Source organism: Prevotella mikamonis, from assembly GCF_055381405.1.
The window spans coordinates 1,618,745-1,639,428 of sequence record NZ_AP035785.1; the positions used below are offsets into that span (position 1 = coordinate 1,618,745).

Genomic DNA, 20,684 nt, shown 5'->3' on the forward strand with positions numbered 1-20,684 from the left:
GTTCAATTAAAATTCTACATTTACACCGAAAGAAACTATCTTGTTCTGAGGATACTGAGCATCTCTTCCGTCGCCGCCACGCTCAGGATCCAAGCCCTTATATCCGGTCAGAGTGAGGATATTGTCGCACGACATATAGAAGCGCAGACGCTCTATCTTGGCCTTTCTGGTCAGCTCCTTAGGCAAGGTGTAACCCAGTGTGATATTCTTCAGACGGAAGAAACTTGCGTTCCTCAGATAGAATGTGCTGGAACGTGTGTTCTTGCTACCACCCATATTGCTCCAGTAGAGTCTCGGATATTTTGCACCGTTAGGATTCTCCTCGGTCCACATGTTATTGATGTATTCCCATGTCGGTGCACTTCCCTGGAAGAAAGGTCTTACACCCCAAAGGTCTGTATAATACTTCTTATTGGCTACACCCTGTGTAATAAACGACAGGTCGAAGCCTTTCCATGCTGCACTACCCGTAATAGCATACTCGAAAGCGGGGAACTGACCGTCAATCATCACGCGGTCGTCGTTGTTAATCACATTATCACCGTTGGCATCGCGATACTTCAAGTCGCCTGGCTGCGTGTTGTCATTAAACTGTTTCGGCGACTTATCAACTTCGTTCTTGTCGGCAAACACACCGATGCAGTCGAGCATGTAATACTGTCCGTAAGGCAGTCCTTCTTCATACACATGGTAACCGCTGATTTCCTTCGCTCCGAAGGTAACGAGCTTGTTCTTGTTGCGCACAATGTTACCGCCGATATTGTACCTCAGGCCCTGGAAGAAACCACCCTTCACTACATTATTATAAGTCATGGAAAGCTCGAAACCGGTGTTCCTCACCTTACCCATGTTCACCGTAGGAGCAGACAGACCCAGCAAGCCCGATACCTGAGAACTACGCAAGATGTCGCTCGTAGTCTTGTTGTACCAGTCAAACGTAACGCTCAAACCGCGGAAAGCTACCAAGTCGAAACCGATATCGGTTATCGTGGTGGTCTCCCATTTGATGTCGGAATTGGCATAAGCAGTCTGGATATAGCCTACCACCGTGCCGTCGGCCGTCTTTGTGAAAGGATAGTCAGACACACTGGCTATCATTGCCTGGTAGGGATACAAGCCGATATTCTGGTTACCCAACTGTCCCCAAGAAGCTCTCAGCTTGAAATCGTCGAGCCAGCCCCAGTTCAGGTCCTTCACAAACTTTTCTTCGGTAGCACGCCATGCAGCCGAGAACGAGGGGAAGAAGCCCCAGCGGTTATCCTGTGCTATGCGCGACGTACCGTCGTAACGGGCATCGGCCTCAAACAGATAGCGGTCTTTGAAGTTGTAGTTGAAACGTCCGAAGAAAGACTGAATACCCCAGTTTTCCTCGCCACCGCTGTTCGACCAGTTGGCTGTAGAACCGGCATCAATCACCGGCAATGGGAAAGCATACTCTTTTCTATAAGCACCCAGTGTCTCGTATTTCTCGTCCTCGCGGTTGTAACCCAGCATGGCACTGAAACGGTGGGCATTGTTGTTGAGCGCGAAGTCGTACTTCAGGTAAGAATAGAGATTCTTGTAGAAGCGGCGACCGTCGTCCACACTCAAGCCCTGTGTACCGGTATCGAGCGAACCGTTGGCCACACCTGTATGATAATCATAGATGGGGAACACGCCGCTCACAAACACCTTCTGCTTGGTATCCAGCAAGCGCACAGCACCCTTAGTATACCACGACAGTCCTTTCAGCAAGTCTACCTGTACCCAAATCTGCGAGTTAAGGTCGAAATTGCGCTGCGTGCGCTTCACGCCTGCATCCATAATGGCTGCCATGTTCTTGTTATGCTCCTCGATGTTGTAGGCAGCATTGGTATAGCGTCGTGCGCCCGTACCGTCTTCCGGCAACCACGGCATATAGGTAGGTGCCTGAGACAGAGTCGACAGGAAGGCGTCTTCCTGACCCTGGCGCGGACTGCTGGAGTCGCCCATCATCAAGTTGGTATAAGTACCCACCTTAATAAAGTTGTTGATTTTGGTCGTCACATCGACGGTTGCATTGTACTTGTCGTACTTGAAACCACGCATCGTACCAGGCTGGCTCACATAGTTGAGCGAGACGTTATACGTCGTACGGCTACCCGTTCCGGCTACCGAAAGATTGTGATTCCACACCGTAGCGGTGTTGAACATATAGTCGAGCCAATCGAAGCTGGGATACTGTGCGGAGGGCGTGCGATACTTCGACATCATTTCCTCCGTATATGCCTTGCCCGAATTGGAGTTGGCCCAGGCCATGTTGGCATACTTCATGTAGTTGGGTGAGTCGTTCACCAGGTCGTACATCCTTGTAGGAGAGTGGAAACCCACGTTGCCGTTATAGGTGATGGCCACCTTGTCCATCACGCCCGAACCGGCTTTCGTAGTTACAAGTATCACACCGTTGGCAGCACGCGCACCATAGATAGCTGCCGAAGCTGCGTCTTTCAGCACCGACACACCCTCAATCGTGTTGGGATCGAGGTTTTCGAGCGAGCCTGGAACGCCGTTAATCAGTATCAACGGGTCTGAACCTGCACTGGAGAACGTACCCTGTCCACGCAGACGGAAAGACACAGACTCGTTGCCAGGCTGTCCGAGACTCTGGTTGACACGCAATCCGGGTATCACACCCTGCAACAATACAGCCGAGTTGGCTACCGGACGCGTCGCAATATCCTTACCGGTCACTGCGGCTACCGAACCCGTCAGGTTGGCTTTCTTCTGGCTTCCGAAACCAATGGCAACCACTTCATTCAGCGTAGCCACATCTTCAGAGAGCGTCACTACGATGTTCGACTTGCCACCCACGGCTACACTCTGTGTCTTGTAGCCCAGAAACGATATGGTCAGTGTGGCATTATCTGCCACTCCGCCCAGTGTGAAGTTACCATCAAGATCGGTCACTGTCCCGTTGGTAGAACCTTTGGCCATGACCGTAGCACCGATGATTGGCTCACCCGCACCATCGACCACTCGACCTTGAACTTTCTTTTTCTGCTGCTGCAATGCTGCAACGGCCGACGATTTAGCATTTGAAACATAAGCTAAATCCCGATTTTGACTTACTTCCTGTGCATGGATTGGCAATAAGCCGCCTAAACCGCAGGATAAGGCAAACATGAATAAGACATTCTTGTTTTTGCTCATGATAATATAAAGATTAGGATAAAAAAAACATTCTCTTCTGTCGTTTTTCAAACTATAAGGCATGCTACACATATATAATAAGGTGTACACCTCTATAATAGAAACCTGATAAGCCTACGACAACAAACTAAGCATTTCATGATTCATCACACTTCGACTGACTGGTTTTTCTAAATGGTAAAATTATTGTAGCAAAGATAATGATTAGATTCCATATTTGGCACAACAGGGGGGGGTAATAAAATGTAAATATACTTAAAATAAATTAATAACAAGAACTATTATGAGCTGAGATAAACATGGAGACGGTGTACACAGCGTATCTACCCTACCCCTTTGTCAGCCCGAATACTATAATTATCACCCGTAGGAACGGATTGAATTCGCCCTACCATTACTACATGATGTGAAGTATATGTGTACAAGATAATGAGTGCCGGCAGGTAATCCACATTGAGAATTGATAATGGATGATTGAGAATGTAGGGAACTGTAGGGACGCGGCATGCCGCGTCAGAAAACAGACAGACATATTCTGCCCTGTATTTCTTTTTATATTGCACCAGAAATATGGCATCGGGTAGAGACGGAGTACATTCCGTCTCTACATTAACTAAACTCCATATACATTCTTCACCTTACCTGCGGACTACAACTCATGAACTCAAAAACTAAATATGCCTCTTCTGTTCTTATGTCTAAAAACACCTGTAGGGACGAATGGCATTCGCCCTATGATTACGACCTCTCCCTCAAATGGAGAGAAAAATCTCAGCACTTGCATTTATCAAAAGAAAACATTATCTTTGCTCCATCAAAAGAATATAACAAAGGAGGAAAGACAATGAACACAAATACCATTTTTAACCCGACACAACTCCACCTGCTGAAACTCTTTTCTTTCAACGAGACGGAGGAAGAACTGGCCGAACTGAAAACTGCCTTGATGGATTTCTATCAGAAGAAACTCGACAAGCGGCTGAACGAACTATGGGACAAGGGAGAAATTACTGACGAGAAACTGGAGGAAATCAAAACGATGCACCTCAGAAAACACGCTGACAAATGAAAGAACGTATCGTTCTTGATACCAACTGCCTCATACTGAGCCTACCACCCAAAAGCCGATACCACAAAACATGGGAAGCTATCATAAGGGGGCAATATGTGCTGTGTGTATCCAATGAGATACTGGAGGAATACGAGGAAATCATCAGTAGGTTCTGGGGTAAAGATATAGCCGACTACGTGATGAATATCATAATCAACAATACGACAACGTATTTCATGGATCCGTTCTTCAAATACAAACTTATCGACGCCGACCCCGACGATAACAAGTTCGTGGATTGCGCCATTACTTCCAATGCCCGCTATATCGTTACCGAGGATCGTCATTTCGATGTACTTCGACAGATTGATTTTCCCAAAGTAGATGTCATTGGTATTGATGAATTCCTCCATGAAGTGGAGAACGCATAAGTCATAAGCCTGTATTTCTTTTTATATTGCACCAAAAATATGGCATCGGGTAGAGACGGAGTACACTCCGTCTCTACATTGACTAAACTCCATACACATTCTTCACCTTACCTGCGGACGCGGCATGCCACGTCCCTACAGTGGCGTATGTTCAGGTCGTTACCCTCTTGAAATATTATCTTCTGTCTAAGAGCATCAGAAAGGGCGAATACAATTCGCCCCTACGGTAGGTATCAGGCCATTTCCTTTTCGGACGCGGCATGCCGCGTCCCTACAGTTCCTTCACCTCTCAATTTTCAATTATCATCTGACCGAAGATAGGTAAAAAAAGTGAATGGCCACCGTCGTGAATCATCACGCAATAGCCATTCCTATTATTCTTGCACGAGTAAATCCGAAATCAATCTGCCGGTATACCTTCGTCACCTTCACCTCCATAATCGAAGTCGGGGGTATCATTACCATCTATCTGCTGATCGCTCCACTCCATCAGCGGATTTTCTATGTTCATGCGTACAGCCTCTACTGTGGGAGCAATATATATAACTTTCTTTTTCATCGTCTTACTTCCCGTTAATCAGTATTTTCTTTCCATTAACCACATATACACCCTGAGGCAGCGATTCTCTCGACTGTCCAGCTTTGCAAACCATTTGTCCCTGGAGATTATAGACATCGCCGTCCTGCTCACCCTGCTCATCGACCAGCGAAATAACTTCGGTCGTCGGCATACCACCCAGCGAGAGCGGCATCACCATGAACTGGAAGAACGGGGCAGCCGGCGCACTGGAACTGTTGCCCAGGTAAGAGAGATAGGTACGATAACCGAGGATGGGGTTGCTTGTACTGGTCTTTGCCTTATAATACTTGCTACCACTCAGGAAATAACTGCCTTGCGGCACATTACCCGGTGTGTAGCTGCCTGTGAACGCAAACGCCCCACCAGTGGCCGTCACCGCTTCAGGCTTCGCCACATCGTGTGCGGGCCACATATAAGTATAGCCATCCCACTCCTTGGTAACCTTGAGCATGTAAGGCACGTTGGCCTTGATTTCGGTCACATGTCTGAACTTCAGTGTCGACTTGGTACTGCTGGGATCATACTCCAGCACCTCAGTACCCGCACCGAACACATTTGCGATTTCAGTCGCATCCAGATTCAGCGGAGCGCAATAAGAGTTCCACCTGTCTTTCTTGAGCGTACGCTGGAACACCACGCGCTTACCCGTAACAGGCACGGTAAGCTTCAGTTCCTTATTCTCGTCGAGCAAGATATACTCCTGTATATTCTCAAATTGTCGCCAGCCCATCTTGGTCTTATAGGCGTCTGCTGTACCTAAAGGCACATAGAGTGTGGCGGTCTTTCCTATCACGTCGAAAGGCTCTTCACCCGGTGTAACTTCGCCGTGATCACCTATATCCGTCATAGCCACATCCTTGGGGTCGGGGTCTGTACAATAGACTGCATCCACATGGGGAATACCGCCCAACGGACCGTCGTCGGCATACTTACGCATCTCGAAGAACTTGTCGCTCTTACCGAATACCAATGTCTCCAACGACGAACAGCCAAGGAAACTACGCTTCCAAAGATGTTCCAGGTTCGCACCGAACACGACGGTCTTCAACCCCGTACAACCTTCAAACACATTGTGTCCCAAGTCTCTCAATGCGTCAGAAAATTCCAGACGAGTGATATCCGTTTCACCCTTGAACGCACTGTCTTTCAGATAGTCGATGGTATATGCAATACCATTATTAGGATTTACCACCGTCTCAGGGATGATAATCGTACCTGAGTAATGATGGTGAAAGGGGTCTTGCGTCAACTCCACGGTATGCTTCACCGCATCGCGCACATTGAAATGGAAAGGATGCCCGTCAATGATGGCCTCAAAATCTTCTGCATGTACCGACATCCCAATCAGGAGCAGGCACACCCACAACAAATTTCTTTTAATTTGATTCATTGTTTCTTGTCAATTGATTTAATAGTAAATACAGCCAGTCCCTCTTTCGCATCCATGTCCGTCAGATTCTTTTGAAAAGCATATAGAATAAAAGGGAAGCCACTACTTATAACTCTCTCTTGTTTTTAGTCAGTCCCTCAGTTTATTAAAGGATTGTCAAATACGTCGGCAAAATTAGTCAAATATCCTGTATGTTAGTGCAGGGGGGGGTAATAAAATGTAAATATACTTAAAATATATAAATTCCAAGAATTCAAGAGAGTCAGAACAAGAATGCCAACACAGGCATTGCCACGAATATCGACAGGGCTACATCAATACGTTCCGATACCAACACTCATCATAGTCACCTTCTACCGACGGTCGTCGTCATGCGACAACCGTCGGCTAGTATAAACTGTAGCGGTTTCACCGCTGGGATTTACTAATATAACAGTTGCCCAACCGCAAAGCGGTTACAGTTTATAATAGCCTACGGTTGAAGCAAAGCGAAAACCACAGGAGAATATGTGTACAAGATAATGAGTGCCGACAGGTACTCCACACCATGTAGCAATGGTAGGGGGCAAATAAAATTCTCTCCCCCATAACTCAAGAACTCACGAACTCAAAAAACTGCAAGGCCTTAGCAGCGTTACTGCCGTGGCTTTGCAGCACTGCTGTCAGGCCTTTGCAGCACTGCTGCGGAGGCTTTGCAGTAAAATGAATAGAGAAGTGATAATTGAAAATTAATAATTGACAGTTCCCTACATTCTAACCTTATCTATTTTCCATTAAATTACTCCAAAGTCGTTGCAGTTTTCTAATTTTCTAAGTTTTTAAGTTTTTTACTTAGTGAGTCTTTAAGTTGCAGTTGCATGATAAAGTGTGTAAATAGCATATTGTTTTCGTTCTAAACAATGTGCTGTTGGCGAAATATTCACCAAAAAACAACTCTTTTTGAAAAAGTTTTTAAAAATATTTTTATTATCAAGATAAAAATATTAATTTTGTTGCGGTAATTGATCCGAAACGAATGTAAATCGTTCCAAATCTATAACAAAAACGAGTACATAACTTATAAACCTAACGACTTTATCTGTATGTATTTAAATTTAGACGGAGACTTTTAACATCTCGTTCTTTTCGCGTACCTTATTATTTATATAATAGGGTTGTAGAGAGTTTAAAATGCTCATGGATGCAGTTTTCGTGGGCTAATGATAATCAAGTATAAATAACAATACACCTAAATATTAATTATGAAGAAGCAATTATTAAACATTGATTCTATGTTTGTAAGGGCGCTCTTTTCCGTATGTTTGGTCGCAGCACCTGCCCAGTGGGCTTTTGCGCAGCAACCACAGCAGGTAAGCAAGAGCACTCAGACAATAACCGGTGTCGTGAAAGACGCATCGGGTGAGCCTTTGATAGGCGTGAGCGTTGTGGTAGAAGGAACAAAGCAACTGGCTGTGACCGACTTGGACGGCCGCTACTCCATCACTACTTCGGTGAGCAATCCTAAATTGGTGTTCTCTTATGTGGGTTATACCACACAGACTATCCAGCAGAACAATCGCAAGGCGATAGACGTAGTGCTGCAAGAAGACAGCAAGACGCTGAACGAAGTGGTTGTTACGGCCCTCGGTATCAAGCGCTCGGAGAAGGCGTTGAGCTACAACGTGCAGAAGGTATCGAGCGAGGATTTGACCAAGGTGAAGAACGTCAACTTTGTCAACAGCCTTAATGGAGCTGTGGCCGGAGTCAATATCAATGCCTCGACGACGGGTGTCGGTGGCCCTACACGTGTGGTTATGCGTGGTACGAAGTCAATCACCGGTGGCAACAACGTACTTTATGTAATCGACGGTGTGCCTATGTTCAATAAGAGCGGTGGCGATATCGGCGGTGGACGATATTCAAGTCAGCCCAGCGGTGAAGGTATTGCCGATATCAACCCCGACGATATCGAGAGCATCAACGTGCTGACAGGTCCTTCGGCAGCAGCCCTCTATGGTTCGGCAGCAGCCAACGGTGTCATCATGATTAACACCCGTCGTGGTGCAGAGGGTAAGGTGAGCGTGGCTGTTTCGAGCAGCATGGAGTTCTCCAATCCGTTTATCATGCCCGAATTCCAGAATACTTACGGCAACAAGGCCGGTTCGTTTGAAAGTTGGGGCGACCGTTTGGCCAGCCCGTCGGACTTCAATCCCAGAGATTTCTTCAACACGGGTCACAGCTATATCAACTCCGTGACGCTGACGACGGGTACTAAGACCAACAAGACATACGTGTCGGTGGCCAGTACCAATGCTACAGGTATCTTGGAGAACAATGCCTATAACCGTTATAACTTCACGGCCCGCAACACGAGCGACTTCCTGAACGACAGGCTGCATCTCGACTTCAGCGGTAGCTATATCATTCAGAATACCGACAATATGTATCGTCCGGGTGAATACTACAATCCGCTTCCGGCCGTATATCTCTTCCCTCGTGGCGAAGACTGGTCGGCTGTTCAGCTGTATAAGCGCTACGATGCTACCCGCAAGTTTGCCGTGCAGTACTGGCCTTATGGCGACCAGGGTATGCAGTTGCAGAATCCCTATTTCATTGTCAACGACATGCTGACCCCCACCAAGCGTAAACGCTATATGTTGATGGGTAGCTTGAAGTACGACATCCTGCCTTGGCTCAATGTAACGGGCCGTGTGCGTGTGGACAATACATACACCGAGGCCGAGAGCAGATTCCATGCCAGCGGTACGGGTATCCTGTATGCCGGCACTCATGGCAATGGTATCTACAACCATTCGCAGGGTTCGGACCAGCAGACCTATATGGACGTGATGTTCAATGTCGACAAGAGCTTCGGCCAGGACTATCGCCTGACTGCCAATGTCGGTGCGAGCTTGGAAGACTATCGCTCCAGCACAGTAGGCTTCGGCGGTCCTATCCTGAAAGTACCCAACCTCTTCTCGTCGGCAGCACTCGACCCCGTGAAGGCCATTCCCAGCGATTCTGAGTTCCGCAAGCGTGGTACAGCTGTCTTTGCCAGTGCCGAACTTTCTTGGAAAGACATGCTCTATCTTACCATGACTGGCCGTAATGACTGGAGTTCGTTGCTGGTCAATGCCAAAGAACCGTCGTTCTTCTATCCGTCTGTAGGTCTTTCGGCCATTATCTCGAAGATGGTGAAATTGCCCGAAGTGATTTCGTTCATGAAGGTGAGAGGTTCTTTCACCGAGGTTGGTTCGCCTATCCCCGACCGCTATCGCGGTGTTACCCGTGGCACGTTGACCTATCCTATCGCCAACGGTGTGCCTTCTACCCGTACCATCATGCCTTTCTTCGATTTCAAAGCAGAGCGTACACGTTCCTATGAATTCGGTTTAAACCTGCGTATGTTTGAAAGTCGTTTGAACTTCGACCTTACATGGTATCACTCCAATACATATAACCAGACTTTCTTGGCAGAGCTTTCGGCTACTGCTCCTTACTCAGGCATGTATATCCAGGCCGGTGACATCGCCAACTCCGGTATCGAAATGTCGTTGGGTTACGGCGACAAGATTGGTGAGGTAGAGTTCGATTCAAGATTGGTTTACAGCCGCAACGTCAATAAGGTGAAGAAGTTGGTACACGACTATGACACCGGTGTCGACGGACAGATTATCAACTTTACTGAGACAACAGCCGGTGGTGGATTCATCCGCGAGGGCGATAGCATGGGCGATGTATACGTAACGAAGGTGTTGAAGCGTGATGCTACCGGCCAGATTGCCGTAGGTCCTGATGGCAGCCTGTCGTCTATGGACCTGCCAAAGGGTGAGCGCATCAAGATAGGTAATACCAATCCCGACTTCACGATGGGTTGGAAAAACAGTGTTTCTTGGAAAGGCCTGAACCTTTCGTTCCTCATCAATGCCCGCTTCGGTGGCGTTGTGACCTCTGCCACACAGGCCGTACTCGACCAGTTCGGTGTTTCTAAGTCTTCGGCTTTGGCACGCGACCGTGGTTATGTAGAGGTAGCCGGTGGATTGAAAGTAGACCCACAGAAGTATTACGAAGTAGTAGCCAACCAGCAGTTGATGGCTTATTACTATTACAGTGCAACGAATGTTCGCTTGCAGAACGTGAGCCTCAGCTACACCTTGCCTAAGACTTTGCTCGGTCAGGGATGGCCCGGCGTCACTGTAGGTGTCATTGCCAACAACCTCTGGATGATTTACAACAAAGCTCCGTTCGATCCTGAGATTGCAGCGTCTACTGGTACTTATGGTCAGGGAAGCGACTATTTCAGCGCTCCGAGCTTGCGTAATATCGGTTTTAGTTTGAAACTTCAATTCTAAACAACAAGGCTTTTATGAAAAATAAAATAAATCAAATACTTTGCATGGCGGCCATGTCTGCCACCGTGCTGACCTCTTGCCAGACTGACTTTGCCGATATTAATCGCGACCACCGTCAGCCTACGGAGGACGAACTCAAGATGGACAACCTGAACGTGGGCGGTTTTGCCACGGCCTTCGAGATGAGTATCTTCCCTGTAGGGTCATCGGGTACAGGTTATGTGAATGACTATCAGATTCCTTATACCCTCGGTGGTGCTTGCTGGATAGGGTATATGGCTCCTCCGCAGAACAAGTGGGTGGGCAGAGGATTCCCTACTTTCACCCTGAAACCTTGGAGTCAATACACTTATAATGTGATGGCCGGAAACGCATATCGCAACTGGCTCGATATGAAAAAGCGTACCGCGGACGATCCGGCAGGTTTCGCCGTGGCTCAGATTATCAAGGTTGCTGCTGTACATAAGGCTACCGACACCTTCGGTCCTATCCCTTATTCCAAGGCAGGTATAGAAGGTACGGCACTGGCTGAGTACGATTCGCAGGAAGATGTCTACAAGGCTATGCTCAAAGAGTTGGACGAGTCTGTGCAGACACTGGCTAAGGAAGCTCACGATGTGTTCCCCAAATACGATGTTATCTATGAGGGTGATTATGTGAAGTGGTGCAAGTTAGCCAATTCTCTGATGCTCCGTCTGGCTATGCGTGTGGTCTATGCCAACGAGGCTTTGGCCAAGCAGTATGCCGAGAAGGCTATCACCAATCCTCATGGAGTGTTCGAGGCTATGGGCGATGGCGCTACTTTGTGCAAGGGTGCAGGCGTCGTGCTGAAGAATCCGTTGGTCATTATCAATGATGCAGGTTATAACGATGCCCGTATGGGAGCAGAAATTGCTTCTTACATGAAAGGTTACAAGGATCCCCGTTTGGCTTCTTATTTCCAGAAAGGTACTGTAAAGAATGTATCTGACTACTATGGTTTGCGTACCAATATGCCGAGTACGACGGACTATCTTGACAGAGATAAAATCTCTCTCCTGAAAGTTGAGGACGGTACTCCGGTATATATCATGAAGACTTCGGAAGTTTATTTCCTCCGTGCCGAGGGTGCATTGCGTGGTTGGAACATGGGCGGTGCTAACAGTGCCAAGACTTTCTATGAGCAAGGTATTGCTACCTCGTTCGAGGAAAACGGTCTGGGTACGGACAAAGCTGCCACTTATGCTGCTGACGCTACAGCTAAACCGGTAAACTTCGTTGACCCTATCAATTCGCAGTATAGTGCGGATGCGCCATCTGACATCACAATCAAGTGGCAGGACGGTGACTTCGAGAAGAGCCTGGAGCGTATCATCACGCAGAAGTATCTGGCCATCTATCCTGACGGACAAGAGGCTTGGTCGGAATTCCGTCGCACGGGTTATCCTCGTATCTTCAAGGCTGTGTCGGTATCTACCGATTGCGATGTGAATGGAGATAACCGTCCGACACGTATTCCTTACTCTAATGACGAATATACAAAGAACCTCGACAACATTACCAAGGCAGTCAAACTGCTCGGTGGACCAGACAATGGTGCTACACGTGTGTGGTGGGACAAGAAGTCTAACAAATAATTTAAAGACCAAACTGATATGAAAAAATATATTATTTTCAGCTTTCTGCTGATGGCCTTGCTGAGTGTAGGATGCAGCGATTGGACAGAAGTGGAAAACAAGAATATAGATAAATTGCTGGTTGATGCCGACTCTACGTTGTCCATAGCACACCAGAATTACTTGGCAAACCTCCGTGCATATAAGCAGACCGACCATCAACTGACCTTCGGTTGGTTCAGTGGATGGACAGGTGAAAGCCCTGCTTCGCGCTGTCTTTACAATCTTCCCGACAGTACAGACTTCGTGTCTCTTTGGGATGGCTTTACCAATTTGTCGGCAGCTAGGCAAGCCGACCTGAAGCGTGCACAGCAAGAAAAGGGCCTACGTGTATTGGCTTGTAGCTTGTTGTTTGACATCGGTAAGAACATTACTCCCGAACAACCGCAGTCTTCTAAAGACAAAGGGGAGTCATGGTCGGACTATAATCATGCTTATTGGGGATGGGTCGACGGTGATGAAGATGCTATCAGCAAGGCTATCGTCAAGTATGCGAATGCTATTTGTGATACCATCTATAAGTACAACCTTGATGGTTACGACTTGGATGCAGAGCCTAACATCCCTCAACCTTTCCAAACAAATAAGGAAATGTGGCAGAAGGATCGTATGAATCTCTTTATCCGCACGATGGGTAAGCGCATCGGTCCGAAGGCAGAAACAGAGGAAGGACGCAAGAAGTGGCTGGTAGTTGACGGTGAGCCGTATTGGTTCTCGGCAGAGATGGCTCTCTATTTTGATTATTACATCTTGCAAGCGTATAACTGTAAGTCATATACAGACCTTGACGGAAGACTTAACAGAGTATATCAGAAGTTTAAGCCAAAACAGACTTTTGCTGAAGTTGCCAAGAAGTTGATAGTTACAGAGAACTTCGAAGCTTATTCTGCTGGTGGTGGTGTCACCCATACCACTCGCGATGGAAAGCAAGTTCCTTCCTATATAGGTATGGCTATGTGGCAACCCAATGGTGCCCGTAAAGCTGGTATAGGCAGTTATCACATGGAGAAAGACTATGCGGCAAGTCCTGTTTACAAATACTTGCGCGAAGGTATCCAGATTATGAACCCTGCCGTAAAATAACACTTTAAAACGAGATGACAATGAAACATATATTTCAAACTTTAGGAATAGCTTCTTTAGCCTGTTTCACATGGTCGTGTGCCAATGTTGATTACGACAAGGTAAATGAAGAGAACGGTTTGCCCAATGCGGTTTATATCGACGGAGCTGCAGAGTCTCCGGTAACCAAGATAACAGTGGATGAGGCCGGAGGTCATGGAACATTGACAGCCAGAGCTGCCAATCTGCTCAATGGCAATGTCGATGTCAAGTTTGCAGTCGACGAACAGGCACTGGCTGCCTACAACGAAGCGTACGGAACAACCTATCAGATGTTGCCGGCCCAGTATTACTCTTTGTCTAAGGAATCATTGACGATTGGTGCCAATGAGATTTCCAACGGGTCAGTAGACGTGACTATCAAGCCGCTTGACGACAAGCTGAGTGCGTCTGTGAAGTATGCAATTCCCGTAAAATTGCTGTCTGCTAACGGTTCTGACATCCTGAAATCGAGCGATACCAAGATATTCGCGCTCGACCGTGTACTCAATACGACGGTGATGCGTCAGGATGGATTCTATCTGAAAGTCAACTTTGAACCGGCTTATCAGGACTTGCAGGAATGGACTTTGTCGTACGGTATGAAGATAGACAATAACTTTGCCAACCAGGCAGTACTTTCTCCCGACTTCTATTCACGTCTGACAGAGGATGGTGGATTACAGATGAAGGTGGGTGAGACCGACGACCCGAAGGCCTTTGCCAAGACAAAGATACAGCCCAAGAAGTGGTATCACGTGGCTTGGGTGTACAATCGCCAGCACGTGAAATGCTACATCAACGGTGTGTTGGATAATGAATTCGACGTGCCAAAAGTAGAGACATTCACCAAAATCAATATGAGTTGGGGTGCATTCAAAGGCAATGTGCGTGAAATTCGTCTCTATAACAAGGCACAGACCGCTTTCCAGGTCATGGACAATCTCTATATTGAGAATCCGGAGAATCCTAATCTGCTGTTCTATGCACCGTTGACCAAGGAGCATGGTGTAAAAGATATCAGTAAGAAAGCACATAAACTTCATGCTTATGCGAAAGACTCTGGCGATAAAACAGAGTATGATCATAGCAAGATTACGTGGCAAGATCAAAAGTTCCCCGAATAACGATTAAATAGAAACAATGATGAAAAAATATATTTATTTCATAGCGTTAGCACTTACGGCAGCTTCTTTCGCCTCATGTAGCCATGATTATAACTACGATGGCGAGTACGATGTCAAGGGCTATTTCAGCGGAAGCGACCCTCGCAACAACCTCGTGTATTTCTCTACGACGGTGGCGGAACATACAAGCAGCTTTGTCGGTGATTTGCATTTAGGTGAGGATTCTCAAGTATTTACGTTCAGTGCGACGCTCAGCCGTAACCTGACAACAGCCGGCAAGGTACAGGTGGCTTTGGCTACTGACGCTCCTCTGCTCGAAACCACCTATAAGGATTACACCGTAGCCACTGCGGCACAGGTGGAATTCAAGGATGGCGGAGCGATAGAGGTGGGTACGGAGACCTCTCATTTTGATGTCCCTGTTACCGTGAAGGGCTTGTCTAAAATCTTGAAGCCTACGGTCGTGCCGGTCAAGATAGCTCCGGTGGGCGATGAATTGAAAAGCCCCGAAGTGGTAAAACAAGACTATGCCTATGTTGTCATTACGCCGAAAGACCTTTGGACTGTAACATATGGTGGAACGGGAGTCGTTGCATCTTTGGGCAGCCCCACTATCTATGTGGGTGAGACTGCCGTTACGGTGAAACTTAGTACGGCAGACGATTTCGCCTACAAGGGTAAGATTGGCCTGGAACGTGACAACTCCCTCTTCAAGAGCGATGGCAATACCAAGTTGGCGCCCGAAGGAATCAGCACTGCCGAGGCAGTGGAATGCGAGGGTAAAACATCTTTGGATGTTTCCGTATCGGTTTCTCATCCTGAGAAGTTCACAGCCCTTGGCGACTATGTGTTGCCGATGCGCGCGGTCTACTACGACGAAAAGGGTGGCAAGCACAACCTCGTGAACGGCGAGGTACTCATTCCTGTCAAGGTGATGGATATCTATATTGCAGCTTCTTCCGAAGTTCCTACAGGTACATTGATACCTTCAACAGGATGGACAGTGACAATGACTCCTGCGCCCTCGTACGGAAAAGCTACGTCGCTCATTGATGGAAAATGGACAAGCAGTGTGTACCTTGGTGCCGGTGTCAGCTCCATCGTTGTAGATATGGGCCAGAAAGAGACTGTCAAGGGGCTGCAACTGGGTACTGGCAGATATAATTTTTCCTATCCAAATTCAGTAACTTTCTATAGTAGTGACGATAATAAGAACTGGAAGGTATTGTCCGGAGATATTCCTGTATCGAAGACTCAGTGGAATAGCTATTCGGTTTTGAAATCGGTATCAACACGTTATCTGAAGATAGATGTAACGGCAGATAGATATGATATTCTGATAGGCGTTAAGGTTTACAAATAGACTGGTACGTCGTTTCTGATACAAGAAGAGGGGTATGCCATCGTGGCATACCCCTCTCTTATTTTGTAGATGATAGCAAGTGTAGTCTGCGATGTCCCTACCCCCCCCCAATTATCAACTTTCAATTGTCAATTATCAATTCGTCCCCTACTTCTCCCACGCCGGATTCTGCTTGAGTTGAGGATTCAAGTCGAGTTCGCGCTGCGGTATTGGCAGATGGATATGCCGAGCAGCGGCATTGCTCTTTCCTGCCCGATGGAGGGTTTGCACATAGTAATCAGCACCACGACGCACGAGATCGAACCATCGTTGATGTTCGTAGACAAACTCCTTGCGCCGCTCCAGGAACACACTGTCGCGAAAAGCCGACTGCGACAAAGAGGGGTGAGAGCCCCACAAAGAGGGCAAGCCGGCTCTGGCTCGCACACTGTCGAGTGCGGCATAGGCCTGAGCCGTAGGACTGCCGTGCCACTCGTTCAGTGCTTCGGCATACATCAACAGCACGTCGGCATAGCGCAAAACGGGGAAATTACGCGACGACTCGCCGGGCTTTCCCTCGGCAGAGGGGTCGTAATACTTGAAAAGATGGGGCTGGGAAAGGGTGTAGGACTGATGGTCGGCAGGACTCACCATGCTTGTTACAAACGTGACAGCCCTACGCTTGTCGGCAGGAACAAACGCAGCATACAGCCCACTCTTGGGATTGACAGCGTGCGCATAGTCGCCATTGATGCCCGGAACTTCATAGGCAGCCGACAGACTGCCCAGCATATTGCCCACATAACCGGCATTTCCCTGGTATTGCACCGAGAATATATGCTCTTTCCCATTCTTATGGGCTACGTCGAATACTGATGAGAAGTCGGGAAACAGGCTATACCAGTGCGTAGACATGAGCTTTTCGCACGTCTCGGCAGCTTGCTGCCATCGCCCACGGGTAAGATAGACTTTGGCCAACAGAGCCTGTGCAGCCCCCGAAGTGGCCCGGCCGGCATCTTCGGCAGCATACTCCGAAGGGGCGGGCAGTTGGCAGGCATCCTCCAAATCGGCCACAATCCGAACATAGACTGAATCCTCACTGCTCTTAGCTGGATAGAGATTGGACGAAGAGAGGTCGTTCACCTCATGCAATATCAGGGGTACACTACCGTACCATCTGACTAAATTGAAATAGCTGAGGGCACGCAGAAACTTGGCTTCGTTAATGATTCGGCTGCGCATACCGTCCGAGATTTCTGTTTCGGGAATCGTAGCCGTGCGGTCGATGACGGCATTGGCCCGATTGATGGTGATATAGGTCTCGCGCCAAAGTTCATCTACACGGTTGTTGGAAGCATCATAAGTCAATGAGGCCATAGCGCGTACATGGGCATTCCGGGCACGCGGACCAGCTATATAGTCGTCGGTGGCCATTTCGGTGGTAATATGTATCAAGCCGTTGTATAGCGACATAGGCAGATAGCTGTCCTTGTTGTGTAACGATTCGTACACGGCATTGACGGCCGACAGAGCCTCAGCCTCATTGCGATAGAAACGCTCGCCCACTTGGCGCGAGGCTGGTTCTTCGTCGAGACTGACGCATGATACAAAGAAAAACACAACGAGCAGATATAGATATTTCATGGATTGGCGGATTAGAACTGAACAGAAAAGCCGATACTACAGGTGCGCGAAGAGGGATAAACGCCCTGGTCAGTACCCTGGTCTACGGCATTGGCAGCCGTTGTGACAGCTGGGTCGTAGCCCGAATAACCTGTAAAAGTAAGCAGATTGGTAGCCGAGACATACCAGCGCAGACCACCAATGTGGAGTTTCCGGGCAAAACCAGCGGGCAGTGTATAGCCCAACGTCACGGTACGCACCCGAAGATAAGACCCGTCTTCCACCGAACGGTCGGAGAAAACCGGTGCAGGGTCGAGCTTAGCACGAGGCATCGTAAGACTGGGATGGCTGGTTGTCCACCGCTCTGCGGCCGAAGCGGCTGCATTCTGCTGTCCACTGAAAACCTCTAAAGCCTGTCGGTTGAGATTGAGGACGTCGTTGCCTACACTGGCAGTCAGCATGAAACTCACATCGAAACTGCCATAGGCCAGACGGTTGGAAAGCGAACAGATGAAATCGGGCTGTGCACTTCCGATGATGGTTCGGTCGGCCGAAACGGTGAATTTACCATCTCCGTTGACATCGCGGTACAGCCTGTCACCGGCTTTAGGATTGGCATTGCCGGTCAGTGCGCCCCTACCCTGCTCCTCGCCTGGCTGCAAAATGCCGTCGGTAGCAGCTCCGTAGAACGTGCCAAGTGGCTGTCCCACTTGCAGAATATAGTACAATCCGCTGATGTATCGGGGGGCATTGCCACCCAACTGCACTACTTTATTACGGTTCAGAGAGAAGTTGAAATCGGCATCCCAACGCATTTTCCCCCACTCGTTATGGCTCTGCAAGGCCAGTTCGAAGCCTCGGTTTACCACCGTACCATAGTTCTGTAGCGAGGTTTGGAAGCCCGAAGTCCAAGGAATTTCTACGTTGAGCAACAGGTCGCGGGTGCGCTTGTGATAGTAGTCGAGCGAAAGACTGAAGCGGTTATTCCACAAGCCGATGTCGAGACCAAGGTCAAACTGTGAGGTTGATTCCCATCCCAATCTGCCATTGCCCACACGGTCGGGGGCAAATCCTTTCACATGGATGCCACCAAACTGGTAGGCTACGGCCGAGAGGGTGGCCAAAGACTGCTCGTTGCCAATCTCCTGATTGCCCGTCACACCATAGCTGGCGCGTAGTTTGAACTGGCAGACAATATGGGAAATCGGACCGAAGAACGATTCACGACTGGCATCCCACGATGCCCCGACCGACGGAAACCACCCCCATTTGTTCTTAGCCCCGAAGCGCGAAGAGCCGTCGGCACGCAGCGATGCTGTCAGAAAATAACGATGGTCGAACTGATAATTCAAGCGGGCAAAGGTGGAAATGAGGGCATTGCGAGTGGCATAGGAATAGGGAGTGGTAACTACCGCACCGCTTTCCAGGTTGTTGTAAGACAGCTTATCGGATACAAAATTAGATGCACCCGTACGTACCCACTCTACTTTTGTCTCTTGCTGGGTAAGCCCCAAGAGCGCTTCTAAGCGGTGTTTACGGGCTACGGTAGCAGTATAGGTGAGGGTATTCTCGTTCAGCCACGACCTATGCTCCGACGTTCCGACGGAAGCTATCCCTCCGGCTGCCTTACCCTCGTAGATGGTAGAGGGTATATAGCGTCGCTCGTGGCCCGACTGATAGTCAACACCGAGCATTACTTTCAACTTGAGTTGGGACAGAAAGGTATATTCGGCAAATGCCGTACCGAGCAGTTTGAAACTACGTGAAGTATTAGTCTGCTCCAAAAGCGAGGCTATAGGGTTGGCAAATATATTCTCAAAAGGATTGCGAAGCGTGTAGCCACCACGCACTTTATCGTAGACAGTAGCCGTGGGCGGCATCAAGAGCAGACTGGTAATGATGCCTTCAGGGGCTAACCGGCCTCCAGTCTGGGCCATAGAGAGGTTGATGCCTGTATTCAGCCGACTGCTAAGTTGGCTCTGCAAATTGACACGGGTAGCCAGGCGGCTGAAGTCGGTATGCCGCAAAATACCCTCTTGCAGATAGTAATTGCCTGAAACATGATACCGGGTTTGTCGAGTTCCACCGCTCACCGAAAAATGATGGTCGGTGGTCAGAGCAGACCGAAAGGCCTCTCTCTGCCAGTCTGTCCCCCCACCTAAGGCTGCTATCTCGTCAGCCGAGAGGTATTGATGAGTACCCAAAGCAGGGTTAGCATCGTAAAGGGCTTCGTTGCGAAGACTTGCAAACTGCCTGGCATCGAGCAAATCTATACGCTTGGCCAATGTCTGTACGCCTACGGAAGCCTGATATGTAATCTTGGGTTTGCCCGATTGTCCACTCTTCGTGGTAATAATAATGACGCCGTTGGCCGCACGAGAACCATAGATGGCCGTGGCAGCCGCATCCTTGAGTACCGTGACGGAGGCTATATCGCCCGAAGCAAGCATGGAAAGCGGATTCAGGGGAGCGCCACTCACCGCAGACGCGCTGACAACAGTGCTGTAGACAGGGAAACCATCAATGACATAGAGTGGTTCATTTCCCCCTTCGATGCTGCTTCCGCCACGGATTCGGAGACTCACACCACCTCCAGGCTCGCCCGATGTGGTGGAGACTTGAAGGCCGGCGGCCAATCCTTCCAACTGACGATTGAACGAAGCGTCGGCAACCTGGCGCATATCATCGGTACGAACGGTGGTCACCGCGCCCGACACATCGCCCTTACGCTGTCGCCCGTAGCCCACTATTACCACCTCGTCGAGCTGCCGTACCCGCCCTGTCATGTTCTCCAGCCTGTACTTCGACGTACTGTCAGAGACACTTTGAGCCATCAGACACATGGGAACACATGTCGCAACAAAGAGAAGGTGCAATAGTCTGAG

General features: G+C 48.6%; 12 protein-coding genes. 7 read left to right on the plus strand and 5 right to left on the minus strand.

Annotation, left to right across the window (positions count from 1 at the left end; all coding sequences use genetic code 11):
- Positions 1 to 6: 6 nt before the first annotated feature.
- A complete protein-coding gene (locus tag ACZ42L_RS06925; RefSeq protein ID WP_464715651.1) occupies positions 7 to 3,168 on the minus strand; it encodes a SusC/RagA family TonB-linked outer membrane protein in 3,162 nt (1,053 codons plus the stop codon).
- Between the two features lie 844 nt (positions 3,169 to 4,012).
- Between ACZ42L_RS06925 and ACZ42L_RS06930 the strand changes: the two genes are divergently transcribed.
- Both ACZ42L_RS06930 and ACZ42L_RS06935 read left to right on the plus strand, forming a co-directional pair.
- Entirely contained in the window at positions 4,013 to 4,237 is a 225-nt protein-coding gene (locus ACZ42L_RS06930; protein WP_464715652.1) for a hypothetical protein, read from the plus strand.
- Entirely contained in the window at positions 4,234 to 4,650 is a 417-nt protein-coding gene (locus tag ACZ42L_RS06935; RefSeq protein ID WP_464697657.1) for a putative toxin-antitoxin system toxin component, PIN family, read from the plus strand. The genes ACZ42L_RS06930 and ACZ42L_RS06935 overlap by 4 nt, the downstream gene beginning before the upstream one ends.
- A 400-nt stretch (positions 4,651 to 5,050) precedes the next feature.
- On the opposite strand, the gene ACZ42L_RS06940 is transcribed toward ACZ42L_RS06935, so the two are convergent.
- Positions 5,051 to 5,209, minus strand: coding sequence for a hypothetical protein (locus tag ACZ42L_RS06940; RefSeq protein ID WP_464702105.1), 159 nt, complete (start codon positions 5,207 to 5,209; stop codon positions 5,051 to 5,053).
- Positions 5,210 to 5,213: 4 nt separating this feature from the next.
- A complete protein-coding gene (locus ACZ42L_RS06945; protein WP_464715653.1) occupies positions 5,214 to 6,620 on the minus strand; it encodes a leucine-rich repeat protein in 1,407 nt (468 codons plus the stop codon).
- A gap of 1,241 nt (positions 6,621 to 7,861) precedes the next feature.
- On the opposite strand from ACZ42L_RS06945, the gene ACZ42L_RS06950 reads away from it, so the two are divergent.
- The 5 genes from ACZ42L_RS06950 to ACZ42L_RS06970 are packed head-to-tail and all read left to right on the plus strand — an operon-like array spanning position 7,862 to position 16,197.
- Positions 7,862 to 10,951 (plus strand): SusC/RagA family TonB-linked outer membrane protein, encoded by a 3,090-nt coding sequence (locus ACZ42L_RS06950; protein WP_464715654.1) that lies wholly within the window; start codon positions 7,862 to 7,864, stop codon positions 10,949 to 10,951.
- A gap of 14 nt (positions 10,952 to 10,965) precedes the next feature.
- The gene (locus tag ACZ42L_RS06955; protein WP_464715655.1) at positions 10,966 to 12,567 is read left to right on the plus strand and encodes a SusD/RagB family nutrient-binding outer membrane lipoprotein; all 1,602 of its coding nucleotides are present in this window, start codon (positions 10,966 to 10,968) and stop codon (positions 12,565 to 12,567) included.
- A gap of 18 nt (positions 12,568 to 12,585) precedes the next feature.
- Positions 12,586 to 13,689, plus strand: a complete 1,104-nt coding sequence (locus tag ACZ42L_RS06960; RefSeq protein ID WP_464715656.1) for a glycoside hydrolase family 18 — start codon at positions 12,586 to 12,588, stop codon at positions 13,687 to 13,689.
- Positions 13,690 to 13,709: 20 nt separating this feature from the next.
- Positions 13,710 to 14,834 (plus strand): DUF1735 and LamG domain-containing protein, encoded by a 1,125-nt coding sequence (locus ACZ42L_RS06965; RefSeq protein ID WP_464715657.1) that lies wholly within the window; start codon positions 13,710 to 13,712, stop codon positions 14,832 to 14,834.
- 16 nt (positions 14,835 to 14,850) lie between these two features.
- The gene (locus tag ACZ42L_RS06970) at positions 14,851 to 16,197 is read left to right on the plus strand and encodes a discoidin domain-containing protein (protein WP_464697669.1); all 1,347 of its coding nucleotides are present in this window, start codon (positions 14,851 to 14,853) and stop codon (positions 16,195 to 16,197) included.
- A gap of 147 nt (positions 16,198 to 16,344) precedes the next feature.
- On the opposite strand, the gene ACZ42L_RS06975 is transcribed toward ACZ42L_RS06970, so the two are convergent.
- Entirely contained in the window at positions 16,345 to 17,820 is a 1,476-nt protein-coding gene (locus tag ACZ42L_RS06975; RefSeq protein WP_464715658.1) for a RagB/SusD family nutrient uptake outer membrane protein, read from the minus strand.
- A gap of 11 nt (positions 17,821 to 17,831) precedes the next feature.
- The gene (locus tag ACZ42L_RS06980) at positions 17,832 to 20,633 is read right to left on the minus strand and encodes a SusC/RagA family TonB-linked outer membrane protein (protein ID WP_464715659.1); all 2,802 of its coding nucleotides are present in this window, start codon (positions 20,631 to 20,633) and stop codon (positions 17,832 to 17,834) included.
- Positions 20,634 to 20,684: the final 51 nt, after the last annotated feature.